Raw genomic sequence first — 25,622 nt, 5'->3', positions numbered from 1 at the left:
TCCTAGGTATTCAAGATTTCCCGTCCTGCAATCCAATCCACAAATTGTCGCGCAGTTCTTGCGGAACGGCCATTATACCATAGTGCCCACTGAAGAGCTTCTTTCTGTAAGCGTTCCTTGTCAATGTTTAGGTTTCTGTTGGCGGCAATCCCTTCAACTATTTTGAGATAACGGTTTTGATCGGGAGAAGAGAAGACTACATTTATCCCAAAACGATCGGCCAGGGAAAGCTTTTCCTGCATGCTATCTCCGGCATGGACTTCTTCATAATGATTACCCGAATGCAAGCCGGCCCTTTCACCAAAATACTCCTTAACCAGATGCCTGCGGTTGGAAGTGGCATAGATTAGAATGTTGGGGGTTTTGCTTTCCAGACCGCCCTCCAGCACTGCCTTGAGAGAAGTGTAGTTTTCCTCGTTATCCCCAAAGACTAAGTCGTCAATAAAGATAATGAACTTTTGAGATCTATGCTTCAGATGTCGAATAATCAGCGGGAAATCTGCCAGGTAGGCTTTAGGAACCTCCACCATGCGCAGCCCTTGGGTATGATAATGATTGAGTATGGCTTTGACTGTGGAGGACTTTCCGGTACCTCTATCCCCATAAAGGAGAACATTGTTAGATGGGACACCCTGCAAAAATTGCAGGGTGTTCTCAATGACACGAGAACGCTCGCTTTGGTAATCTATCAAATCGTTTAACGTAATTGGATCCGGACTTTCTATTCCTTTTAGATAGCCTTGTCCATTAGTTTTTTCCCAGACAAAGGCGATATAACGGGCGAATACCCCACTGCCATTATGTTGGTAGAATTGCTTAAGCTCCTCCAGACATTCAGCCCAGTGTTTAGAACGGTAAAAACTCTCCTTGATTTGCTGAATATGAAGGGGAGTTTGGGCAGCCTGACCCTCAGATATCCATTCTGGCAGTTTCTCGACGTAAGAATTATAGGCCGGATTATTTAAACGCTGATTAATTTCTGCCTTAAACTCTTTTGAATCAAGATTTGCCAGAAGCTGCAGCTCCTGCAAATCTTGTACGACTGCTTTTTCGATTGCAGAGGTTTCCGGAGTCTGCCCTGATTGAAGTTTTGAGGTGAATAGATTCTCAGCAAAGATTATTTTATCAGTAATATATTCCTTCAGGGATATAGTACCGCTTTTGGCTAATTCAAAGTAGAAATCGTTATATAAGTTAATAACTTCTCTCAGCTCAGTAGAATCTGAAGTTAAACTGATAAGTAAGGCTCTAAGCCGACTTATCACTACATCCTCCAATAATCCTCTGTAGATTGCCAGGGAGTCAAGTGCCAGTAAAGCTGTAGATAGTTTATTAATTCGAAGATTTTCCTGCTCTGAAACAGGAATACCGGGTATGTTTTGTGTCATCGTTATAGCGCCTCCCAAAAAGTATCAATTATGTCATCAATATATCCTCTGATCTAATTAATTATCTTACTACAAACTCCTGCGGATAACTACTCTGAAAAGGACGAAGCCACCCGCCTCAAAGGGCTTATGCACAATATCCCCATAAAACAACTAATCTGAAGGAAGGGGTTTGGCATTGCCAAGCAGAATAAGGTATATTAATATCTGAACCAAAATTAACCAGGTACTTTAGAGGTGGAGGGAAGTTATTTGAGAGGGCCAAAGGAACAATACCAACGACGAAGGAAGTTCTATGGAGATAAATTGGAGAATTTGACTCAGTTGATTAACCGCTTAAGTAATCTAAGACTAGGGTTTTCTTTAGTGGGTCTGGGTCTAAGTGTATTTCTGTATCTAAGCTATAGTCACACCCTAGGGTACATAGCCGGTCTTTTCACCCTGGTGGTTTTTATGGGGCTGGTTCTGTGGCACCAGAGCTTAAGATTACGACAACGGTATATCCGGATGCTCTTTGAAAACTATGAGCAGTCCTTAGAACGTTTGGCAGGAGAATGGAAGTCCTTTCCGGATTCCGGGGAAGATTTTCGGGATCCGGCCCATCCCTTTTCAGAAGACCTAGACCTTTTTGGCTCAAACTCGCTTTTTCAATGGATAAATACAGCGATGACTTTTCGAGGGCGGGAAAAGCTCCGAGAGTCCTTGAGTGCAGTCCCCTCTGATGGAGAAACTATTTTAACTAAGCAAGAGGCGATCAAAGAGCTTGCGGGTAATTTGACTTGGAGACAAAGGTTTCTGGCAGAGGCGAAAATGGCTAAAGGTCCGCTGAAATCCCCTCAGGGTATTATTGAATGGGCTAAAAATGTCGATTCCTCATATCTGAGAACCAGTGTGTTAATATGGGCTCGGGCTTTACCCATCATCACAATCAGCTTTGTGCTGTTGTATTTAATAACTCCCCAGGTCACATTCCATTATCCACTGGCAGGTATCATAGTTCAGTCCCTGATACTCTTTGCCGGAAAGCAGCGAGGCAAGGCCCTGAATGCGGTTTATTCTTATAAAGAAAGTATTAAGACTTATGAGAAAATGCTGGAACGTTTCGAAAAACGCTCCTTTCACGCTGATTATCTCAAGGGTCTGAAGAAAGGCCTCTATGATTCTGACAGTAAGCCGGCCTATGAACAGATTAGAAAACTCTCAGGTATCGCAGACTTAATAGCTAACCGAGAGAATGCGGTTTTTTTAATCGTTAACATCCTAACCCTTTGGGATATCCAGTGTATGATCGCCTTAGAATCCTGGAAAGAAAAATCAGGTCGGTCACTGGGAACTTGGTTAGATACCATTGCTGAATTAGAGGCTATGTCTAGTCTGGCGATCATTCATTTTGATCATCCGGAATGGGGAGTGCCCAAGATCTCCCCTGAGCCGGGTATTAATGCTAAAAGAATAGGACACCCGCTTTTAAGTGGATCGATTTGTAATGACCTGGCAATTCAAAAAGATTCCGGAATTTTGTTAATTACCGGCTCGAATATGTCCGGTAAAAGTACCTTGCTGAGAACTGTAGGAATCAATTTAGTCTTGGCTTATGCTGGAGCACCTGTCTGTGCCCAGGCCTTTTCCTGTTCGGTGCTGCAGATGTATACCTGCATGCGGGTCAGTGATAATTTAGGAAAGAGCATCTCATCCTTCTACGCAGAATTGTTAAGAATTAAACAGATCGTCAGTGCAGCGAAGACCCAGACAAACATCTTTTTTCTATTAGATGAGATTTTCAAAGGCACTAATTCCCAAGATCGTCACGCCGGGGCTAAGGTGTTGATTCAACAATTAAGTAAGGCAGGGGCCATGGGCATGGTCTCCACTCACGACTTAGAACTAGGAGACTTGGAAAGGGATAGTGAGCGGAAAATCCGCAACTATCATTTCCGTGAGTATTATAAGGATGATGAGATATATTTTGATTATAAACTGCGCCCGGGAATTTCCACGACCCGCAATGCTATGTATCTGATAAAGATGGCGGGGATTGATGTAGAGCAGTGAGCTTAGAGATAGGAGATTTAACAGTGAAGGAGATAGATGTACCTATGATTCTGGTGAGTGCTTGTTTACTGGGGCTGAATACGAAGTATAACGGAGAGTCAAATCTCCATGCTCTGATTCAGAAATACAGCACCTTAGGTCGGTTTATCCCGGTTTGCCCGGAACAACTTGGTGGTTTGCCAACTCCCCGTGAACCTGTGGAGATTATTAAGGGCACAGGGCGGGATGTCCTCAGGGGGGCCAGCCTTATTCAAGGAGAGTCCGGAGAAATGGTGACGGGACAATTTATTAAAGGGGCCAATGAAGTGTTGAAGATCACGGAGCTGTTTAAGGTTACTGCCGCTATACTTAAAGAGCGCAGCCCCTCTTGTGGAGTGAATCATATATATGACGGGAGCTTCGGACATGTAATAATTCCCGGCCAGGGTGTGACAGCAGCCTTATTGCAAGAACATAATATTCCCCTTTATTCGGAAGAGAATTTGACTGAGGAAAAACTATTAGAGCTATTAAGCTGTTGATAATGTCCCGGGTTACTCGCTTAAATCCTCCGGTCATAAAGCTGACATAAAAAGTGTCAGTCAAATATCATATCTTTTAGAACCTGTAGTATAAAATAGGAGGAAAATATTGAGTTTAATGTTTAAATTTAAAGCAAATTGTAAGTCTATGGAAAGGGGTGCTTTAGTAGTTTAGACGTATTGAACAATAATGAAATGTAAACCTCGAAGAGAAGATATATTTCTCTTCGAGGTTAATTATTTCTAGGGGTTGTTGTTTTACAGCTGGAAGATATTGTGCAGATTTGGATTAAGCTAGCAGCTGGGAGGATTTATATGTCAAAAGGGGTCAAAGGTTCTATGTCCATAAAAACACGTATTACTCTCGTCGCAGGAATGGTAATTATTTTTATCGTAGCAGCCTTATCTGGGGCTAGCCTTTGGAATGCCGAGAAGCTCCTCAAAACCAGTGAGCTGCAAACTCAAAAACTTGTAGAGCAAGGAATCAACGATGAATTTGCAGATCGTATGGCTCGGGCAAAATCCTCGGTCCTATCCGTGACAATGAACCCTGATGTCGCCAAGGCCTTAGCAGAAGGAGACCGAGCTACTGTCGCCCGTCTTGTTCAACCCGTGTTTGACGAGATCAAAAAAGAGGGGTTTAGTCAACTTCAGTTTCACCTCGCCCCGGCAACTTCATTCTATAGAGCGCATTCACCTCGAAAATTTGGAGACGACCTTTCCAAAATTCGGCCTACGGTAGTGGCAGCCAATAGTGAACATAAGATTGTGGAAGGACTTGAAGAAGGGGTGGAAGGATACGGATTTCGAGTTGTTGTACCGGTCAAGTATCAAGAACAATGGGTAGGTACTGTGGAATATGGCATGGATTTCGGGCAAGATTTCTTAAAAGCTTTGCAAAAGAAAAACCCAGGTGAATATTATATCTATCTCCTTGATCCTTCAACCTCCATGATCAAAAATGTCAAAGAAAATGGGGGATTACTGGCCGGTACTGGGGCAGACAATTTTTCAATACCTGAAAGTACTTTAACGGCTCTGAGGGAGGGAGAAGCACGTTTTTCCGTGAGTGAGGATAACCACTATAATGTTTCCCTTATTCCTTTCCGTGACTACAGGGGGGATGTAAAAGGGTATATCAAGACCGTAGTTTCCCGGGAGGCAGTGCTAAAAGACTTAAGAGCACTCAAGAGTTCGGTTTTGACGATTGGCCTGATAGTTCTGGCCCTGGGAATCTGTGCAGGGTATCTAGTCTCCTTAACTCTCACCAAACCTCTCCTGCAGTTAACCAATGATGCTAGAACCTTAGCGACGGGTAATTTGAAAATGGAGATTAAAACAAATTGGTACGGAGAATTAGAAACCTTGGCCATAGCTATGAAAAAGATGCTGGAAAACACCAAAGAAGTATGTTCTTCGATTAATCATGCTGTAAGCCTGGTAGAAGATTCTAGGCAAGAGATTTCTGAGGCTGTCGAATTAACTTCTCAAGGGACAGATCAGTTGGCTAAAAGTGTTGGTCAGGTAGCGAGCGCTGCTCAAACTATTGCCGTTCGTACCAGTGAGATGAGTATTCAATATGAGAGTATCAATTCAAGTATCCAACGCTTAGCACGCCATATGAAATTCATAGCTAACAGCACTTCTGAGGTTCGTGAGCGGACAATGAGTGGGGAAGATATAATGAAAAATCTGGCTGACAAAATGAGAGCCTTTTCTCATAAAGTGGCTAAAATTCAAACCGGAAGTCAAATTCTCAGAGAACAAACGGGAGAAATCCGCGGTATTACCCAAATTATCACTGAGATTTCCGACCAAACGAATTTACTTGCCCTTAATGCGGCTATCGAAGCAGCACGGGCCGGGGAAGCGGGGCGGGGGTTTGCAGTTGTCGCTGAAGAAGTCCGCTTATTAGCTGAAGGGTCTAGGAAAAGTGCCGCTCAGATAGCAAAATTAATTGATCAAGTGACCTTAAATGTAGAGCACTCCGCGGAAGCCTCAGAAGAAGCGGTCTATTTAATCAAGGAACAGGAAAGTATTGGTGAGAGCGCTTTAGGGCAATTTGAGGAGATATCTCAAGGGACACAAAATGTCGTTCTCTTACTCGGCGAAATGGATTCGGAAGTTCAGCAAGTTATCCGCTTAGGGCAGACAATCAATTCATCGGTTTCTGAAATTGCGGGACTATGTCAAGAAGATGCGGCAGCTTCTGAGGAAATGGCGGCTTCAACGGAAGAAATGAGTGCAACCATTGGTACCATCGGTGCCAGTGTCAGAGAGTTAGGGAGATTGATGGAGGATCTGAAGGCCCAAAGTAAGAGGTTCGTAATTTGAAGTTAGGATTTTAATCAGGTATAATTGTAAATTAGGAAATCTCAGATTATTAATGGCTTCAGGAGGTAATCTATGCAATCTACAACTGTTAAGGAGATTTACAGAGAGCCGAATCCTTTTCTCAATCAGAAAGTAGAATTATCCGGATGGGTTCGCACAGTGCGTACGTCCAAAACATTTGGCTTTATTGAGATAAATGACGGGAGTTTTTTTGAGAACCTTCAAGTGGTTTTTGAAGAAAGTCTTGCCAACTTCCAGGAGATAGGCAAGCTCACAATCAGCTCGGCGATTCGTGTTCAAGGAGAACTGGTCCCCTCACCGGGAGCAAAACAACCCTTTGAGTTGAAAGCGGAAAACATCGAAATTCTTTCTGTGTCTGCTGCAGATTACCCACTCCAAAAAAAGCGGCATACTTTTGAGTATCTGCGGACGATTGCTCATCTGCGCCCCAGAACTAATACCTTTGCGGCTGTCTTTCGTTTAAGGTCAATGATTGCCTATGCGATTCATAAGTTCTTTCAGGAAAAAGGCTTTGTCTATGTACATACCCCGATTATCACCGGCAGTGATGCGGAAGGAGCCGGTGAAATGTTTAAGGTAACGGCTCTGGATCTGGCTAATCCGCCCAAGGATAGTGAGGGGAATGTTGATTTTTCTAAAGACTTTTTTGGTCGCCCTACTAGCCTGACGGTAAGTGGCCAGCTTAATGTAGAGACCTATTGCATGGCCTTCCGAAATGTTTATACTTTCGGGCCCACCTTTCGCGCCGAAAATTCCAACACGGCCCGGCATGCAGCGGAGTTTTGGATGATTGAACCGGAGATCGCCTTCGCAAATCTGACGGATAACATGAATTTAGCTGAAGAAATGATGAAATATTTAATCCAATATGCCTTGGATAATGCTCCCGAGGAAATGGCTTTTTTCAATAATTTTGTGGATAAGACCTTGTTTGAACGCTTGGAAAACATCCTCAGCTCAGAATTTGCCCATGTGACCTACACTGAAGCTGTAGAAATGTTGGAGAAAGAAGACTTTAAATTTGAGTATCCGGTGAGCTGGGGAATGGATCTTCAGACAGAGCATGAGAGGTATCTCACAGAAAAGATCTTTAAAAAACCTGTTTTCGTCACGGACTATCCTAAAGGCATCAAGGCCTTTTATATGCGCTTAAATGAGGACAATAAGACGGTGGCAGCCATGGATCTGCTCGTCCCCGGTGTGGGGGAAATCATTGGCGGGAGTCAACGGGAAGAGCGGATCGAGATCTTGCAAGATCGTATGCAAGAAGCAGGCTTAAAGGCCGAAGATTATTGGTGGTACCTGGATCTAAGGCGCTACGGGGGCGTGCCCCATGCCGGATATGGTCTGGGCTTTGAACGGGTTATCATGTATTTAACCGGTATCGCTAATATTCGTGATGTGATCTCTTTTCCAAGAACAACAAATTCCAGTGAATTTTAAGAGGTCTCTATGTTCAGCTTTAATTGAAGGAGTTCACTTAAAACAGATGTATTCATTTGAGTACATCTGTTTATCATTCCACCACTGCTGAATGCGGGTGTTGATTATTCTCATTACCACCACTTGGCGGCGAAGGAGGGAGAATCCACCGGAGAACTTAGCTTGCCCAAGTCTAGATGTTTAGGCTTAGTTAGCCAGTTCATGGAGAAAATCCTCTTATTGACAGACAAATATTGGCATGCTAGAATTAGCCAAAGTTTGAGATGTATAGACAATTACAGTTAGGAATAGGTGTTTTGGGTGATTCAAGCAGAAAAGATAGATAAGAGTTCGGTGATACCGATATACTATCAACTATTTAAGTTAATTGAGGAGCAAATACGCAAGGGGGATCTCAAACCCGGCGAGTCTTTGCCGACGGAGCATGAAATTTCTTTGCGCTTCGAGATTAGCCGAATGACAGTTCGCAGAGCTATTGCCGAATTGGTGTCAGCAGGTATGGTCTATGCCCAGCAAGGCCGAGGTACCTTTGTGGCAACACCTAAATTAGACAATATTGTTTTCGAACTGAACGACTTTAACCAAGAAATTAAAGAGCGTGGTTTAAACTGCAAGAGCACTCTCTTGGAAGCGAAAATCATTCGCGCAGATAAGGAACTCAGAGAAAAGTTTCAGGTGGGGGAAGAATCCAAGCGGTTTTTGTATTTTCGTACAGTTTTTTCCGCAGAGGACGAACGTCTTTCCTATGAAGTGAAATATACCATCTACTCTAAGAGCAGGCCTATTCTGGAATCTGAGCTTAAAGATCCGAGTCTGCCGGGTTTAATAGCGACACATACAGAATATGTGCCGATGAGCGCTAAAAAAGTTCTGCAAGTCTCGGTATGTACTGAAGAAGAAGCTGCAATCCTGGGTATCGCGCCTAACTCACCTGTTTTTTTAGTAGAGCAGACGATCTATGACCCAGACCTAAAACCGGTGGGTTGGAGTAAGGCTGTTTATCGAGGAGATCGATATAAATTGACAAGCTATGATGGCTGGTATAAAAAAGATTAAGCTAATTGGGGGGCTCTTAGGTTGGAAGACGAACTACAAATAGCTATGGCGGATTTAGATGAAGAAAAGACCCTGCTGCTGGTGGAAGAAAGGATTAAAGCCGGTTATTCATCGGTGGAAATCATTGAAACTTGTCGTCGGGGAGTAGAAATTGTCGGAGAAAAATATAGTGACAGTCATTATTACCTTTCGGATCTGATTATGTCGGAAGAAATACTTAAAGGGGTTATGCGTGTTTTAGAACCTTATATCCCTACCAATGACACAGTTCAGGGGCCTTCCATTGTAATGGGAACTATCGAAGGTGATATTCACGATCTTGGGAAAAATATAATTATTTACTTATTGAGGTCATCGGGGTATAAAGTTCATGATTTAGGTGTGGATGTAAAACCTGAGAGATTTATTCAAGCGGTTAACGAAACTAACGCCTCGATTTTGGGAATCAGTGTCTTGATCTCCTTTTGCGTCAGTTCTATTAAAAGAGTCGTGGACCTTTTAGATGAAGCCGGCATGCGAGACAAGGTGAAGGTTGTCGTGGGAGGGTATCCTGTTAATCAGGAAGTTAAAGAATTTACCGGCGCAGATTTCTATGCCAACGATGTAACGGAAGCCTTAAGAATTTACCGCGAAATTCTAGGAGTGGAAGAAGGTTCAGTCTCAGAGTTCTGAGACTGGCCTAAATATTTGCAAAATTCCGTATTGAATCCCAAAAAATGTTGTGATAATATTTAGAAAATATGGCTGTCTATACATTTATATAAGTAATAAAATCTAAAAAAATTTAATATATAATTTGTATAGACATCTGTACGAATCGCTAATTTACTTTGAACTAAGGAGGTTTGAGAACATAACTATTAGTCAAGGAGAATTAGGAGTTCGGAACAAGCTTTCATGCACTCGTTGATATTATATAACTGATTTATAGGTAGTAAGAAACTGATTGTAGGGAGGGTTGAAGCAAGATGTTGATTATTGGAGAAAAGTTAAACAGCGCTATTCCAAGTGTACGTCAGCTTATCAATGACAAAGATGCGGCAGCTATCCAGGATTTGGCTCTCAGACAAGCGGCTGCTGGGGCTGACTATTTAGATTTAAACACAGCGCAAGGGGACGAAATTGTCAACATGGAGTGGCTTGTACGAACTGTCCAGGATGTCACGGATACCCCTTTGTGTCTTGACAGTACCTCTGCTCCGGTTATTAAGAAGGGATTGGAAACTGTCAAGGGAGATAAGAGCAAGGTTTTAATCAACTCGATTTCCCTGGAAAAGAATCGGATTGAGGAAGTACTGCCCCTAGTCCTGGAATATCAATGTCCTGTTGTGGGCCTAACTCTGGATGATGATGGGATACCCAAAACAGCGGAAGAAAGAATGGTTCTTTCCGAGAGACTGGTTGAGGTATTGACTAAGCATAACTATGATTTAGAAAAGCTATATATTGATCCCCTGGTACTTCCTCAGGCAGTCAGTCATAATAATGCTAAAATGTTTTTTCAGTGTCTGGAGGACATCAAGAGAGTCTTAAAGGTTAAGACAGTCTCAGGACTAAGCAATATCTCATTCAATTCCCCGAAAAGGAAGGTGATCAATCGACACTTCCTTACCCTTTGCATGGCTTTCGATATGGATGCGGCTATCCTCGATCCTTTGGATAAGAAAATCATGAGCTCGGTTATCACCAATGATTTTCTGCTGGGTAAAGATCGCTTTGGCAAGAAATTTTTAAAAGCATTTCGTAGTGAACTGTTAGAAGACTAAAGATTCTTACGGGTTTATGCTGTTGGGATAAGTAGGTATTTGAGAATGTAGGAGGGGTAAATCAGGATGAGTGAAAAGCAAATGCTTTATCAAAAGAGATTAGAGCGCTACATGACGGCTATGGATTGCGGAAAGCCGGATATGGTTCCTGTTGCTTTCGGCGTTGGCGAATGGATTGCCAAATACACCGGCACCACACTCCAAGAAATTTACTATGATCTCGATAAGAGTAACAGCATCGTAAGTGAGATGCTGCCCGGACTGGATTTTGATATCTTTAAGGGCGGCCCTTCCTTATGGTGGCCACCTATGTTTGATGCTATGGGTTCTAAACTTTATAAATTCCCCGGCATCGGAGTGGAAGAAAACTCTACGTTTCAGTTTAATGAACAAGAATATATGAAGCCAGAGGATTACGATGAGTTTATCTCCAGCCCGACAGAATGGCTGGTTAATCATTATTTGCCGAATATAAGCACTGAGTTAGAAAATCCCGGTTCTTATCGATCCACCGTAGCCTTAATTAAAGGGGCGGCAGCTTTTGCCATGCAAGGTGGAATTATGGCTCAGGCCTATGAAAAGTGGACTATGGATCATGGGATTGTGGGACAGGGAACCGGCTTCACTAAAGCTCCCTTTGACACCTTGGGGGATGCATTAAGAGGAATGAAAGGGGTGCTCCTAGATCTGCGTCGACGACCTGAGAAGGTGCTGGCTGCTTGTGAAGCTATTACTCCCCATAATGTGAATTGCGGCTTAGCGGGTGCCGGAGCAGACACTCGTTTCCCTTGTTTTGCACCCCTGCATCGGGGGGCGTATCCCTTCCTTAATCCCAATCAATGGAATAATTTCTACTGGCCATCCTTAAAAGCGACCATCGAAGGCCTCTGGGCCCGTGGTAAGAGAATGTTGTTCTATGCAGAAGGGGATTGGACTCCCTATCTGGAGAAAATTGCCGAGTTGCCGGATAAGAGTATTATTTTTCAGATTGATACGACTGATCCTAAAAAAGCCAAAGCAATCCTCGGCGGCAGATTCTGTCTGCAAGGTGGTGTGCCGACAACCCTCTTAACGTATGGCACTCCGGAAAAGGTTAAAGAGCATATCAAGAGAACAATCGATGAATTAGCCTGTGATGGCGGTTTTATCTTGGATGCGGGTGGAGTTGTCATGGGGGATGCTAAGCAAGAAAACGTCATCGCCATGATTGAAGCTGCCCGAGAATATGGTGTTTATTAATTGGATAGGAGGGGTAATCGATGGCTGATAAAGATAAATTATTAAATCCAGATCCGGGTGTTTGTGTTCCTTGGGAAGTTAAGCTGGAGGAGATCGGTGAGTTCCCCGGTAATGAGGCAATTGTTAAAAAAGAATGGGAAAAGCTTGATGACTTTGCCTATAATTTTATTTGGTTTTGGGCACAGCGCTAGGATCCAGAGAGTGTTTTGAAAATAGATTAGCTGATTAACTCATCCTTAAGGTTTATGCTTTAGAAAGATGATCAAAAAAGGAGTGGGGATTTATTATGCTGACAGATGCTTTATCAATCGCGATAGCGGATTTAGAAGAAGAGCAGGTAGCAGGATTGGTTAAGGAACGCTTAGCTAGCGGAGTTGCCCCCTTGGAAATAGTTAATTCGCTGCAGCTGGGAATGGCGGAGGCTGGGAGTCGCTTTGAAACAGGTGAGTATTTCTTGGGTGAGCTGATCATGTGCGGTGAGATCATGCAAGATTCCATGATTGTCCTGGAACCACTGCTCATCGGAAGTAACGCGGAGTACAAAGGAAACATTGTTATCGGTACCGTCAAAGGGGATATCCATGATTTAGGGAAGAACATTGTGGTAATGCTTCTTAAAGGATCGGGTTATAACGTTATTGACTTAGGCGTTGACGTTTCTAAAGACAAATTCATTGAAGCCATTAAGGAATATAACGCCCCCTTAGTGGGAATGAGTGTTCTTTTAACCGGCTGCCAGGAATCCATAAGAGAAACCATCGATGCTATCCGGGCAGCCGGTTTAGACACTAAGGTTCTGATTGGCGGAAATTATATTGATGACCTGGTGAAAGCTCATGTGGGAGCGGATTACAGTGCTCAGGCGGCTACAGACGGGGTTAAGATTGCCGACGAAATCTTTAATGCCTAGAATATGGCGAATTTCACTTAACGAGACTCGTTCAGATGGACAGAGTTTAAGAGCATCAGGTGGGAGATCGTTCCACCTGATGTTACTTGGAACCTCCCTCCCTAAATAAGTGAGGACAAGATGGCAGCTGAAAATTGAACTCAACGATGATAGAGGCCTTAATAGGCCTCTACCCTCGTTATTGTGGCAAACTTGCCAAAGTGGTAAAATGAATCTTTCTTTTAATCACTTTGAGATGTAAACTTAAACAAATGTCTTGAGAAGGAGCATATACAATGAATACCAACTTTGAACAGGCTGCAGCTAAGCCAATAACACAAAAATACTTAGGTCAAAAAGGACTAATCGTCTTAATCACTTTCTTAAGTGCCTTCATACCCTTATCAACGGATCTTTATCTGCCGGCCTTGCCCAGAATGGCAGAAAATTTTCAGGCAGCCCCGAGTTTGATTAATCTCACGCTGATATTGTTCTTTATTTTCTATGCGGCAGGCTCTTTGTTCTGGGGGCCACTCAGTGATAAGTACGGCCGGAAACGGATCTTGCTGGTAGGGCTTATTCTTTATACAGCAGCAAGTTTTCTTTGTGCCTTATCCGGCAATGTGTATCAATTAATCGGGTTTCGAATTGTTCAGGCAATTGCCAGCGGAGCGGCAACAGCAGTGGCCCAAGCTATTGTCAAGGACAGTTATTCTGGGCAAAAACGGGTATCCGTGTTGGCCTTAGTTACCTCTATGACCATGGTTGCCCCAATTGTGGCACCGGTTATCGGAGCATTGATTTTAGCGCTTACTTCATGGCGAGGGGTCTTTGTCGTCTTGGCCTTGATTGGTCTGCTAATTACTCTTGCCGTAATTGCCATGGAAGAAACTATTGCTCAGCGTTCTACGGCTAGTATTCTCGAATCCTTAGGGAGATTGGGAGTTGTAGCCAAGAATCCTGGCTTCATGTCCCTTTTACTGACTTTTTCCTTGATGGCCATTCCAATGATGTCCTTTATTTCCTCCTCGTCCTATATTTATGTGAATCAATTTGGTTTGAGCGAGCAGGTCTACAGCTATTTTTTTGCAGCGAATGCCTTTTTCATGGTAGTTGGTCCTTTGCTTTATATGAGAAGCACCAGGTTTATTAAACCTGTCAAACTGATTAAGGTCAGCTATGTCGTCGCCTGTATCAGTGGGGGATTAATTAGCACCGTTGGTGTAAGCAGTCCTTGGCTGTTTGCCTTATCCTTAGTCCCTGCGACTTTTATGGGCAGCATTACTCGCCCACCAAGTGCCAATTTGATGCTCGAGCAGCAAAAGGGAGACACCGGGGCAGTGGTATCCTTAATGTCTTTTGCTTTTACAATCTTTGGCAGCATAGGCATGATCCTTATCTCCTTGGATTGGGCTGATCGAGTTCGGGTTATGGGACTAATGTATGTGTTGTTTGCTTTGCTAAGTTTAATAATGTGGCAGGGGATTTCTAAGAAAGCCTATGTTCAGAAGGTTATTCAATAGCCAAAGGAGGGTGTTGACGATGATCAAGGTCACTTTCTTGCCGTCAGAAAAAGTTACCCAAATTTCCAAAGGGGCATCGATTCTGCAAGCTGCCATCTCCGCGGGGGTGCAAGTTGTCAGCACTTGCGGTGGTAAGGGAACCTGTGGTAAATGTAAAGTGCAAATTTCGTCGGCAACACCTGGACATATAACCGAAATTAAACTATCAGATAATGAAAAGAAGTTCCTAAGTGCTGCAGAGTTGGCCGAGGGCTGGGTTTTGGCTTGCCAACAGCTCATCACAGAGGATATGACCATAAGAGTTCAAGTAGAGCAGGCTGCTAATCAACGAAAAACTGACTTTGCGGGGGAGCTTAAGATAAAACCGGCTCCAGGAGTTGAGAAAGTTTTCCTGCAAATGGCGAAGCCCAGTGTCGAGGATCAGACACCGGATTGGCAGAGACTTGTTGCAGCTTTGCCGGACCAGGGAATTAAGTTTAATCGGAGAGCAGCGGCTTCCCTGCCCAGACTGTTAAGAGAGAGTGATTATCAGGTTACTGCTGTGTTGGCTGGCGAAAGACTTCTAGCTGTAGAGCCGGGCGATACCTCAAGGCGCTGCTATGGAGTAGCCATAGATGTGGGAACGACGACGGTAGTCGCTTACCTAATGGATCTGATTTCAGGAGCGCTAGTCAACAGCGGGGCAGTGACTAATCCTCAGCAGGTCTATGGTGCAGATGTGATTTCCCGGATTACCCATGCAGGCAGCGGAAAGAATCAATTGGCAGAGCTGCAAGAAAAACTTATCGAAGCTCTTAACGCAATGATTAGGAACATGTGCCAAGAAAGCGGGATAGCTAAAGAAGAAATATATCAGGCTATGGTGGTAGGCAATACTACCATGGCCCACTTGTTTCTGGGAATTGATCCCACGTATTTGGCTCCGGCGCCCTTTATCCCAGTCTTTAGAGATAAGGTTGACGTTCAAGCGGATGAGCTGGGATTGGATATTTTAGCCACCGGCAGAGTAAGCGTCCTGCCCAATGTGGCCGGGTATGTAGGCTCGGATACAGTGGGTGTAATGTTAGCCGCAGGGGCAGATCGTTTGCCGGGTATCAGCTTAATTGTTGATATTGGGACGAATGGTGAAATAGTCCTGGCGGGAAAGGGGAGAATTCTTACGTGTTCGGCTGCCGCCGGGCCGGCTTTCGAAGGTGCAGAGATAAAGTATGGGATGCGTGCTGCCGAGGGAGCTATCGAAGGTGTGGGAGTAGGCGAGGATGTTGAACTAGAAATTATCGGAGGGGGCAAGCCACGAGGAATATGCGGCTCCGGTCTGATCGATGCTATTGCCGAACTGCATAGGGCGGGGGTTATCGGGCCTACAGGACGGTTTCCCGCTGAATCTGCCCAACTTGAAAAACTACCCCCCTTGCTGCGCCAACGCTTACGCAAGGCCGAGCGAGCCAGCGAGTTTGTGCTGGTCTGGGGGAAGGATTCGGAGACCGGTGAGGATATAATACTTTCGCAAAAAGATATTCGGGAAATGCAGCTGGCTAAAGGGGCTATTATGGCAGGGATTAGGATTCTCAGTCTGGAGATGGGGATTAATCTGCAGGAGATTGACAGAGTCCTGCTGGCCGGAGCCTTTGGCAATTATATTAGGAAGGAAAGTGCGGTGGAGATTGGCTTGCTGCCGTCCTTGCCCAGCGAGCGGATTATGTCCATTGGGAATGCGGCAGGGGATGGGGCGAAAATGGCTTTACTGTCGGTTGAAGAGTGCTTAAGGGCAGAATCACTGGCTAAGCGAGGGGAGCATGTGGAACTGTCCGCTAGAAAGGAATTTCAGAAAGAGTTTTTGAAAGGGCTGGATTTTAAGAGGGTCTAAGGGCAGAAGATATATAGTAAGCTGTTAGTGGCAAGACAGGTAAGCGGGTTTGGCAGATGGGGGTGTCCGAAAAACGAATGCGCATTCGTTTTTCGGACACACATGATTTGTAAGAGGCGGGTTATAGCTATTTCTGTTAGATCAACCTCACTATGAGGAGCAGTAGTAGAAGGGGTTAGGCAAGTCAAGAGCGAAACAGGGATTGGTTCTATCGCAGTCGCTTTGATCCTTGGGTTTGGGCTTCATTTTGACTATCAAAGTTATGGTGATGATGATAATCGATTCGTCTCAAGCAGACGTAAGTTCCCTTACTCTCTTCCCCCTTCAGGATAACCTTATTGTTACAGACAGTTGTCAAAATAGCCGGAAAAGATCCGGTCAGTCTATCGACAAAGTGTTCTTCTACTAGCTTATGTCATAGAACGGATGAGTGTTCCCGACACAATTTCTCTTAAATCCATCCCAGGCGCTCTAACATCATGTCCCTTCGGATCAACAAAACTAATGGGATTACCATGGGCATAAGCATATCGATTTAAACTTTTGGGATCATTAGCTCTGCCTTTAAAAGTATCTTTTCGATGGAGCTGATCAGATTTCCTACCTTATCGTAATCATAGTCGAAGGTATGAAGGATTGGGCCATTGAGTGTTTTCGAAACCTTTTCCTGCTTGAGCCGACCTTCCAGGTCATACCCGAAGCGAATATTGTCAAACTTAGCATCCCCTTGAGCGCTGGTCACGTCTAAGCGGACTTTGGCGGTTCCTTTGACAGGAGAGTTAAAGGGTACGACATACTTGGCTAGGTCTGATTTTTCCGAGACGACTTTGGATTTAATGGTTTGAACGTAAGTCCCGGCTTGATTGTAGATAAGAACCTGCAGGGAAGCACCATTGCCAGAAGCGGCGGTCAAGGGATCGGTGCTGAGATTTCCGCTTAGGGTATAGTCTTCCCCTTGTTTAACGGGGATCAGGGTTTGAGATTCCAGGTAAGTGCTGCCGGTGGAGGGGAGACTGATGGTTCCCACTTCTGAGATGACGTCTGCATAGCTGCTGGAGGGACCCATTTGGAAAGTCCGTTGACCAAGGAGGAGTTTTGCAGAGCGTTATACCCTCGGATCTGTGGGCTTTGTTCAAACTGAAGGTTGTCGAAGTAACCGGTGGCTCCTTGATAAGTGATGGCCATGATCCGGGCATAGACAGTATCGTCCAGCGGCTGAATATCTGTCGCCGTATAGTAAGCTGCCAAAACAGGTAAGCGAGTTTGACAGAAGGGTTGTCCGAAAAACGAATACGTATTCGTTTCTCGGACAACCTTGATTTGTAAGAGGCGGGTTACAGCTATTCTGAGAAGTTTTGGCTTTTATCCGTATTAAAAATTGCAAAGATGAATAAGAATCGGCAGCTTGGCAAAAATTTACGAGGTTTATGGAAAAGACTCTCCATTAACCTTATTTATGTTGATATGTTATAATTTTAGAAGTGCTTAAGCCCTTTGCTCCTATTAACCAATTTTCTTAGCTGGCTATATGGGCTTTTAGGGATATTTCAGCACCCATTTAGAGGGTGGGGATAATTTTTTAGAGCCGTCGAGCCTAATATGGGGGATGATCGTTTGTAATTGAAAGGAAATTAGCTCGAATTTTAGTTTGTTTCTGGGGTTTCTTAACTTTTGCTATAGCAAATAATTATTGTGATATCTCAAATTGAACATGACTGTTAGTAAAACAGGCAATACAGTATGTTATAATAAGTACAAGAAGTGAGGTGAAGCGGTCTGTACCGTTTAGATGATTTAAACCCAGTGCAGCGGGAGGCTGCTGAGCATAAAGAAGGGCCGCTTCTAATTCTAGCAGGGGCTGGTTCGGGAAAAACCCGTGTGCTTACCTATAGAATTGCCCATTTGATTGCTCAAGGGGTAGAACCAGGTGAGATCCTAGCGATTACCTTTACGAATAAAGCTGCCAAAGAGATGCGGGAACGAGTGAGCACCTTGTTGGGCAGTGAGGGCTATGGACTTTGGGTTACCACATTCCACTCGGCATGTGTTCGTATTCTTAGACGTGAGATTGATAATTTGCCGGGGTATAACCGGAATTTTGTCATCTATGATACAGGGGATCAACAATCCGTAATTAAAGCTTGCTTAAAAGAGCACGATTATGATGAAAAGAAATTCCCCGTACGAAGTGTGGCTGCAGTGATTAGTGATGCAAAGAACAAGCTTCAGGATCCGGAAGAGTTTTCCTATAAGGCAGCCAGTTATTTTGAACAAAAGATTGTAGATATTTATCGTTCTTATCAGAAACGACTTAAGAGTAATAATGCTCTTGATTTTGATGATATTATCATGCTCACGGTACAGCTCTTTCAGCAGAGCGATCAGGTCAATCGGTATTACCAAGATAAATTCCGCTATATCATGGTGGATGAGTATCAAGACACCAACCATGCCCAGTACATGCTGATTAAGCTCTTAGCCAGCGAGTACCGCAATCTCTGTGTGGTGGGGGATGATGATCAATCTGTCTATGGATGGAGAGGGGCGGATATCCAAAATATCTTGGATTTTGAACGGGATTATCCCGAAGCCAAAGTCATCAAACTGGAGCAAAATTATCGCTCCACCCAGAACATCCTTAATGCGGCTAATGCAGTGGTGCAAAATAATGAATCCCGTAAAGAAAAATCTCTCTGGACGGAAAACACAGAGGGGCAAGCAGTAGTGTGTTATGTAGGGTCTGATGAGCGAGATGAAGCCAGTTACGTGGTGAATCGCATTCAACGGATGCACGAGTTAGAAGGACGTCCCTACAATGATTTTGCCATTCTTTATAGAACCAATGCTCAATCTCGGGCCTTGGAAGACTTTTTAATGAAAGCAGCTACCCCTTATCGAGTTTTTTCGGGGTTAAAGTTCTATCAGCGCATGGAGATCAAGGATATCCTGGCCTATTTGCGAGTGCTGTATAATCCTGCCGATCAGGTGAGCTTTTCCCGGGTATTGAATGTGCCTAAACGCGGCCTGGGAGACACCACTTTGCAAAAGATTTTGGAATACGCCAACGAGCAAGAAATGCCTGTCTTAGATGCAATATTAGAGGCTGAATATATTCCTGAGTTAACGGCACGAGCCAAGAAACCCTTAATCGCTTTTGCCCATTTGATGCAGAACCTGGTCAGCTTTGCCCGGGAGGCCAGTGTCTCGGATCTGGTAGAAGAAATTCTGAACAAGACCGGTTATAAGGGGATCTTAGAGGCAGAAAACACTCCGGAAGCCGAGACGCGCCTGGAGAACCTTATGGAGTTTCTTTCTGTTACTTCAGAGTATGATGCTAAAGCAGCTCAAGCTGCCCAAAACGACTTGAATGATGGAATTGAGCAAGAGAATATCCCACCTCTGAGCGGGTTTTTAGAAGAGGTTTCTTTAGTAGCAGATATCGATGAATTGGATCAGGCTGAAGAAGCTGTGGCTCTGATGACAATGCATAGTGCTAAAGGGTTAGAATTCCCGGTGGTTTTTGTAGTTGGGATGGAAGATGGGATTTTTCCCAGCAGCCGTTCCCTGATGGAACCCACGGTCTTAGAGGAAGAACGCCGCCTTTGTTATGTCGCCATCACCCGAGCGAGGGAAAAACTTTACCTGTGTAATACAGAAATGCGGATGCTTTATGGCAAGACGCAATATAATCAGCCTTCTCGCTTTTTGATGGAGATACCGTCGGATTTAATGACGGATATAGACCCACTTGATCCGCCAAAACGTCGTCTGACAACTCCCGCCAAATCAGTAGATAGACGGGATCGAATGTCGGATCGCAAGATCCCATTGGGATCAGGGTCGTGGGAAAAGGATTTTGGAAGTAAGCTGGTCATTGAAGGGGGTGAGGCGCATCATATAGGAGATAAAGTGGAACACGCGAAGTTTGGTCGAGGAATTATTGTCTCCATTAAAGGAGAAGGAAATCAGGCAGAACTTACAATTGTTTTTGACAGTGGAATTAAGAAATTAATAGCTGAGTATGCGAATTTAACAAAACTGTAAAATTCCTTGGCAAAAAGCCATCAGCTAATTTTCTATATTCACTGTGCTGTTCAAAAAAATTTAAGAGAAGAAAGGTTTAGGTGTAATTATGTCGGATAAGATTTTTATTGTTGGACACAAAAGCCCGGATACTGATTCAGTTTGCTCTGCAATTGCTTTAGCTCGTTTAAAAGAGCTCACAGGGACTGCCGGTGTTGTTCCTTGCTCAGCTGGAAAACTCAATAAAGAGACTGAGTATGTTCTCAACTTCTATGGTGTTGCTGCTCCTCAAGTATTAGAGTCCGTTGAAGCAGGTCAAAAACTAGTTCTCGTTGACCACAACGAGTGGGGCCAAGCAGTCGCTGGCGCTGACCAAGCTAAACTTATCGAAGTTGTTGACCATCACAAAATCGGTGGTCTGCAAACTGCAGATCCTATCCATATTCGCATCGAGCCCGTTGGATCAACATGTTCCATCGTAGCAAAAGCTTATAAAGAGCTAGGCATAGTTCCAGAAAAACCAATCGCTGGAATCCTCCTCGCAGCTATTCTCTCTGACACTGTAATCTTCAAGTCTCCTACCTGCACAGAGTTCGACAAGGAAATCGCAGCTGAATTAGCAGCTATTGCCGGTGTTGATCCTAAGACCTTTGGTATTGATATGTTCAAAGCTTCCTCCAATATCGCTGAGCGTACCCCACAAAGCATGATTGAGGAAGACCTCAAAGCTTTCACCATGGGACCTCACAAAATCGGTGTTGGACAAGTCAGCTTAATGGGTATGGACGGCTTCGAAGATGTTCGTGCTAACCTAACAGCAGCCATTGAAGCACATCGTGTAGCTAACGATATGAAATATCTTTGCTTAATGGTTACAGATATTTTAACCGACTACACAGAGCTGATTGTTAAAGGGGACAACCCTGAAGAAGTGGCTAAAGCCTTCGGCAAAGAGATTGTCAATGGAAGCGTTCCCCTGCCGGGCGTTCTTTCCCGTAAGAAGCAAGTTGTACCACAAATGACCACATATTTCCAAGGCTAATCAGATACCTAAGCTTGCTTTGGATTAATGAGAAAAAAGGGATTGTAACTTTAAGAATGAAGTTGCAATCCCTTTTTAATGCCTATTTATACTAACAGCCGATTGAGGTCATTGCTGTAGCCGGATGCTAGTCCGGCAGGAGTAGGAGCAGGATGTCGAGGGCAGAATGTTAGGAGATTAGGACTTGTTCGAAATATTCCTCTATATGTAATATAATGTTACCTATAGTATAATAGTAGGCTGGTATCAAAAGCTGGCGACTTTGAAAGAGTTACTGTAGGGATTATATTAGTTATAGTTTTGGTTGGAAGTGAGGGATTTCAGTGCAGGATGATCTTGAGCGCCTGGCGGCGCTGCGCAAAGATCTTAATGAAGCGAATAAACAATATTACGAGCTGGATCAGCCCCGGATCACAGATGCAGAATACGATGCTCTGATGCGGGAACTTTTAGAGTTAGAAGCTATGCATCCCGATTGGGTTACTCCTGATTCACCGACTCAAAGGGTTGGGGGAGCAGTGGCCAAGGAGTATACAAAAGTCCGGCATTTAGAACCTCTCCTTAGTTTAGATAATGCCTTTGATCCGGGAGATTTGCGAGAATTTGATCGACGGGTCAGGCAAGTTGCCCCAGCGGTGGAATATGTAGTGGAACTGAAAATTGACGGGTTAACGGTAGCTCTGACCTATGAGGAGGGGCTGATGGTGCGGGGAGCAACTCGAGGGGACGGAGCTGTGGGAGAAGAGATTACGGCTAATGTCAAAACCGTAGGCTCAATTCCCCTGCGTTTGAACAAGACGGTTCCCAAGCTAAGTGTTCGGGGAGAAGGGTACATGCCTAAGGCCTCTTTTGCCCGGTTGAATCAAGAACGTGAGGAAGAAGGGCAATCCACCTTTGCTAATCCTCGCAATGCCGCAGCAGGTTCATTACGTCAGCTGAATTCTCGAATCACCGCTGAGCGCAAGCTGGAGTACTTTGCTTATCAGGTTTTATCCGCCAGGGAATTGGGATTACATAACCAAATTGACGTTCTTACCTATTTAAAAGAGCAAGGTTTTATGGTTAACCCGGAATACAAAGTGTTTAAGGACATTGAAGAGGTCATAGCCTATTGCGAAGAGATGGCTGCAAAGCGCCATGGTTTTCCCTATGATATTGACGGTTTGGTTATCAAAGTGAATGAATTTGACCTCCAGCAGGAGCTGGGCTTTACGGCCAAAAGTCCCCGCTGGGCTATTTCATATAAATTTCCGGCGGAGCAAGTGGAAACTGTCGTTGAAGATATTGTCCTTCGAGTGGGACGGACAGGAGTTTTAACCCCCACCGCGGTCTTGCAGCCGGTATCAGTGGCCGGCTCCACAGTAAGCCGGGCCACCCTTCATAACTTGGACAATATCCGGGAAAAGGATATTCGAATCGGAGACCACGTGCTCTTACATAAAGCAGGGGATGTGATTCCCGAGGTTATCAGAGCTCTGCCGGAGAAACGCAGTGGCTCCGAAAGGCTCTTCGAAATGCCCGATCTCTGTCCCGAATGCCAAAGTCCGGTTTCCCGAGTGGAGGGGGAGGCAGCCTATCGCTGCCAAAGTATCAGCTGTCCTGCTCAACAGCGGGAGGGGATTATCCATTTTGTCTCTCGGGATGCTATGGGGATTGATGGCCTAGGGCCGGCAGTTGTTCAACAACTTCTGGATGCGGGCCTGATCAAAGATGCTGCGGATCTCTATGCCTTAACCTTCGAGGATTTGACTCCTTTAGAACGGATGGGGAAAAAATCTGCCGAAAATTTACTGAAGGCCATTGCCGACAGCAAAGAACGTGGCTTAGCCCCCTTGATATTTGCCCTGGGCATTCGCCATACAGGCGTCAAAGCCGGCAAGATCCTGGCTCAAACCTTTGGGTCTATGGAAAAGCTCCAGGCGGCAACTTTTGAAGAGCTGCAAGCCATCCCGGATATCGGCCCGGGGATGGCAGAGAGTCTGGTAGAGTTTTTTGGTTTAGAAAGCACGGAGCGGTTTCTGGAGAAAATGCGTGCTGCGGGAGTGAACATGACCGCCGGAACCTCGACGAAACCCCAGCTATTTGCCGGGAAAAGTATCGTAGTAACCGGCTCTTTAGAGCGCTGGGAGCGGCGGGAGATTGAGACTCTCATCGAAGAGTATGGCGGAAAGGCAGCGAGCAGCGTCAGCAAAAAGACAGCCTTCGTCGTTGCCGGAGAAAAAGCCGGATCAAAGCTGGTGAAAGCTCAAGGGTTGGGAGTGCCAATCTTAACAGAAGAAGAATTTGAAAGCATGTTAGAGGGACGGTCCTTTTAACACGTTCTAGGGTAGGAACTATAATCTATAGCTCGTTTAAGTTGAGTGAAAAAAGCAGGTCTTCCAAATAATATGGAAAACCTGCTTTGCTCTTATTTTTGCAATTTTAATTTTTTGTACGTGAATCCTCCTATAGCTATACAACATGATAATAGCAAGAATAAGATTGGTGCTTTATTGCTATCGGCATTAAACCCGCCGGCCCCTCCGAATCCCTGGTTTCCGTTCGTTTTCGCATCATTTACTTTGATTTTAATTTCTTTGATCAATTCTTTGCCATCTTTTATTTCATTTTTTTGAAGTTTGAGGTCATCACTCTTGTTAAATGATAATAACTGACTGCCTTTAGCTGTTTTGCCGATAAAACCGTTGATGTGAAGGGCTGGTTCGTCAACATAAACGAGATCATTTAACCCTTTTTCTATAGCTGCCTTTTCCAAGGTTTCATAAGGAATGGCATCCTTTTCGTCATATACACCGTAGCCAACTAATTTATAATCACCATCAACTTTATCTACAATATATCTTACTTGATCTGTAACTGGTATATACCACTTATCAGTGTTAGTTAAAGCATCGTATAAATCAATATTTGCTTCATTGAGTACCTTTTTTGCATCAAGTCTATAAACTTTGTATCCAGCATCTTTTGTCTTATAAATGTCCCCATCTGTAAGATGGTGGGTTTTATCTCTTTCTTCCAACATTTGATATTGAAAACTTTTAATGTCGGCTTGGAAAGCATTCAAAACATCTGACGGTAATTTTTCCGCGGCTAATACGTTTGCACTTTGAAGAAACATAAGTATTAGAGTTAGGAATAATACTTTTGTTCTCATACTAAAACCTCCTGTTCTTAATAAATCAGATTATAATTTGTTCCGGACCATGTCCAATCAGAATTGCTAACGAAACTACCATAAGTTCTACTATTCCATCTTGGATTACTTGACCAAGGATCCATATAACTTACATTTTTCACGTATTGATCTTCATAATATCCATAAATTGCAAGCATATGACCTTCGAATTCCCACCAAGGGGACCATGCAATAGATGCAATAATGGGGGCATAATCATTTATATCATCAGTTACATTAGCCCAACTAATACTTCCTGTCGTCCAGTCGTTGTCTACATTCCAGTGCTCTAGGCCAGACTGAACTTCCCAAGGCCATCCAGCCTCATCAACAGGTGAACCTTTAACATAAGTTACAAACTGAGTTTGTGTAACTCCAAGACTATCATAATTTAAAGCACACACACTACTAGCTGCCCAGCACCAATTATCTTCTTCTTGCACAGTGCCTGGTACATTTAGGTAAAGTGATCCGGCAAATGCCGAAGTTGTTAATGTAAACATTAATATTAGTGAAGTCAACAATATTTTACTGATTTTTCTCTTCATACTATCCCCTCCAATAATTGTATTTTCAAAAACCATTCGGGAGTTCCTCATTGACTTCCTTTCCACCTCCCTTGAGAATTAGGTTCTTTCAATCAACAGGTTAACTTACAATTTCAACCCCTTCAACATATTAGCCAATTGAGACTTGGAAAAAGCTTCATGGATTTTGGAAAAATTTATAATAGGATAAAAGTTCTATTAAGCAGGACTTTGAGGGATGTTAGAGGGACGGTCCCTTTAACACGTTTTTTTGGGTAGGAACTAAAAATCTATAACTCGTTTAAGTTGAGTAGAAAAAAGCAGGTCTTCCCAAATAATGTGGAAAACCTGCTTTGCTCTTATGATTTGTTTGCTGATTGCTGAGTTTGAATCTTAATTAGCATGTCTAACTTCTCTAAAAGCTCACTATCGGCTCTTTCTTTGTGTTTAAAAAATCGCAGAGCACTTACCATTAAGTAAATTGTGAATATGAAAAAGATTAGGCAAAACAGCATAGGAAACATTACGCTTAACAAAACTGAGTAATCAAATTGTATAGGGTTGCCGCCCATTTAAAACACCACCTCCCTGGGCAGAAGTATATCATAATTTTCCGGGGAGAGGGAATAAATACCAAAGCTCTATGAATATAGCCAAAAGGTTAAAAGACGCCCCACACGTTGCGATCATGAGAAAATCTCTTGGTTTTGCAGCTTTGACTTTAACACCTTATTCTTTGGCGGGAACCTGCAGTTT

The 25,622-nt window shown here is 43.9% G+C and carries 20 protein-coding genes; 16 read left to right on the top strand and 4 right to left on the bottom strand.

Going from position 1 to position 25,622, the window contains the following annotated elements; genetic code table 11:
- Positions 1 to 2: 2 nt before the first annotated feature.
- Positions 3 to 1,388: an ATP-binding protein gene (locus DESMER_RS14730; protein WP_014903855.1), complete on the bottom strand. Its 1,386-nt coding sequence runs from the start codon at positions 1,386 to 1,388 to the stop codon at positions 3 to 5.
- Positions 1,389 to 1,640: 252 nt separating this feature from the next.
- Here DESMER_RS14730 and DESMER_RS14725 point away from each other — a divergent pair, with 252 nt between their 5' ends.
- The 12 genes from DESMER_RS14725 (at position 1,641) to DESMER_RS14675 (ending at position 16,099) form a co-directional block, all read left to right on the top strand.
- Positions 1,641 to 3,440, top strand: a complete 1,800-nt coding sequence (locus tag DESMER_RS14725) for a MutS family DNA mismatch repair protein (RefSeq protein ID WP_014903854.1) — start codon at positions 1,641 to 1,643, stop codon at positions 3,438 to 3,440.
- 44 nt (positions 3,441 to 3,484) lie between these two features.
- A complete protein-coding gene (locus DESMER_RS14720) occupies positions 3,485 to 3,961 on the top strand; it encodes a 2-thiouracil desulfurase family protein (protein WP_042334591.1) in 477 nt (158 codons plus the stop codon).
- Between the two features lie 315 nt (positions 3,962 to 4,276).
- The gene (locus tag DESMER_RS14715) at positions 4,277 to 6,295 is read left to right on the top strand and encodes a methyl-accepting chemotaxis protein (protein ID WP_014903852.1); all 2,019 of its coding nucleotides are present in this window, start codon (positions 4,277 to 4,279) and stop codon (positions 6,293 to 6,295) included.
- Positions 6,296 to 6,367: 72 nt separating this feature from the next.
- Positions 6,368 to 7,759, top strand: a complete 1,392-nt coding sequence (gene asnS, locus DESMER_RS14710; protein ID WP_014903851.1) for an asparagine--tRNA ligase — start codon at positions 6,368 to 6,370, stop codon at positions 7,757 to 7,759.
- 300 nt (positions 7,760 to 8,059) lie between these two features.
- Entirely contained in the window at positions 8,060 to 8,815 is a 756-nt protein-coding gene (locus DESMER_RS14705) for a GntR family transcriptional regulator (protein ID WP_014903850.1), read from the top strand.
- Positions 8,816 to 8,836: 21 nt separating this feature from the next.
- The gene (locus DESMER_RS14700) at positions 8,837 to 9,487 is read left to right on the top strand and encodes a cobalamin B12-binding domain-containing protein (RefSeq protein WP_014903849.1); all 651 of its coding nucleotides are present in this window, start codon (positions 8,837 to 8,839) and stop codon (positions 9,485 to 9,487) included.
- A gap of 296 nt (positions 9,488 to 9,783) precedes the next feature.
- A complete protein-coding gene (locus DESMER_RS14695; protein ID WP_014903848.1) occupies positions 9,784 to 10,581 on the top strand; it encodes a methyltetrahydrofolate--corrinoid methyltransferase in 798 nt (265 codons plus the stop codon).
- Between the two features lie 66 nt (positions 10,582 to 10,647).
- Positions 10,648 to 11,820 carry a uroporphyrinogen decarboxylase family protein gene (locus DESMER_RS14690; protein ID WP_014903847.1) on the top strand — a complete coding sequence of 391 codons (1,173 nt, stop codon included), beginning with the start codon at positions 10,648 to 10,650 and terminating at the stop codon, positions 11,818 to 11,820.
- A gap of 20 nt (positions 11,821 to 11,840) precedes the next feature.
- Positions 11,841 to 12,011, top strand: a complete 171-nt coding sequence (locus DESMER_RS24020; protein WP_014903846.1) for a hypothetical protein — start codon at positions 11,841 to 11,843, stop codon at positions 12,009 to 12,011.
- A 95-nt stretch (positions 12,012 to 12,106) separates the two neighbouring features.
- Positions 12,107 to 12,730: a cobalamin B12-binding domain-containing protein gene (locus DESMER_RS14685; protein WP_014903845.1), complete on the top strand. Its 624-nt coding sequence runs from the start codon at positions 12,107 to 12,109 to the stop codon at positions 12,728 to 12,730.
- A gap of 275 nt (positions 12,731 to 13,005) precedes the next feature.
- Positions 13,006 to 14,232, top strand: a complete 1,227-nt coding sequence (locus tag DESMER_RS14680) for a multidrug effflux MFS transporter (RefSeq protein WP_014903844.1) — start codon at positions 13,006 to 13,008, stop codon at positions 14,230 to 14,232.
- 19 nt (positions 14,233 to 14,251) lie between these two features.
- Positions 14,252 to 16,099 (top strand): ASKHA domain-containing protein, encoded by a 1,848-nt coding sequence (locus DESMER_RS14675; protein ID WP_014903843.1) that lies wholly within the window; start codon positions 14,252 to 14,254, stop codon positions 16,097 to 16,099.
- A gap of 535 nt (positions 16,100 to 16,634) precedes the next feature.
- On the opposite strand, the gene DESMER_RS14670 is transcribed toward DESMER_RS14675, so the two are convergent.
- Positions 16,635 to 17,165 carry a hypothetical protein gene (locus tag DESMER_RS14670; RefSeq protein ID WP_014903842.1) on the bottom strand — a complete coding sequence of 177 codons (531 nt, stop codon included), beginning with the start codon at positions 17,163 to 17,165 and terminating at the stop codon, positions 16,635 to 16,637.
- Positions 17,166 to 17,194: 29 nt separating this feature from the next.
- On the opposite strand from DESMER_RS14670, the gene DESMER_RS23815 reads away from it, so the two are divergent.
- The 4 genes from DESMER_RS23815 (at position 17,195) to ligA (ending at position 23,479) form a co-directional block, all read left to right on the top strand.
- Positions 17,195 to 17,356 (top strand): hypothetical protein, encoded by a 162-nt coding sequence (locus DESMER_RS23815; RefSeq protein WP_158405971.1) that lies wholly within the window; start codon positions 17,195 to 17,197, stop codon positions 17,354 to 17,356.
- A gap of 519 nt (positions 17,357 to 17,875) precedes the next feature.
- Entirely contained in the window at positions 17,876 to 20,143 is a 2,268-nt protein-coding gene (pcrA, locus tag DESMER_RS14665) for a DNA helicase PcrA (protein ID WP_042333820.1), read from the top strand.
- 88 nt (positions 20,144 to 20,231) lie between these two features.
- Positions 20,232 to 21,164 carry a manganese-dependent inorganic pyrophosphatase gene (locus DESMER_RS14660; RefSeq protein WP_014903840.1) on the top strand — a complete coding sequence of 311 codons (933 nt, stop codon included), beginning with the start codon at positions 20,232 to 20,234 and terminating at the stop codon, positions 21,162 to 21,164.
- 323 nt (positions 21,165 to 21,487) lie between these two features.
- Positions 21,488 to 23,479 (top strand): NAD-dependent DNA ligase LigA, encoded by a 1,992-nt coding sequence (gene ligA / locus DESMER_RS14655; protein WP_014903839.1) that lies wholly within the window; start codon positions 21,488 to 21,490, stop codon positions 23,477 to 23,479.
- 92 nt (positions 23,480 to 23,571) lie between these two features.
- On the opposite strand, the gene DESMER_RS14650 is transcribed toward ligA, so the two are convergent.
- Positions 23,572 to 24,318 carry a hypothetical protein gene (locus tag DESMER_RS14650; protein ID WP_014903838.1) on the bottom strand — a complete coding sequence of 249 codons (747 nt, stop codon included), beginning with the start codon at positions 24,316 to 24,318 and terminating at the stop codon, positions 23,572 to 23,574.
- 17 nt (positions 24,319 to 24,335) lie between these two features.
- Positions 24,336 to 24,887 carry a C39 family peptidase gene (locus DESMER_RS14645; RefSeq protein ID WP_158405970.1) on the bottom strand — a complete coding sequence of 184 codons (552 nt, stop codon included), beginning with the start codon at positions 24,885 to 24,887 and terminating at the stop codon, positions 24,336 to 24,338.
- Positions 24,888 to 25,622 lie beyond the last annotated feature (735 nt).

This window comes from Desulfosporosinus meridiei DSM 13257, assembly GCF_000231385.2.
GTDB lineage: Bacteria > Bacillota > Desulfitobacteriia > Desulfitobacteriales > Desulfitobacteriaceae > Desulfosporosinus > Desulfosporosinus meridiei.
The sequence above is the reverse complement of the archived record's forward strand: the minus strand, read 5'-3'. Positions and strand labels throughout refer to the sequence as shown.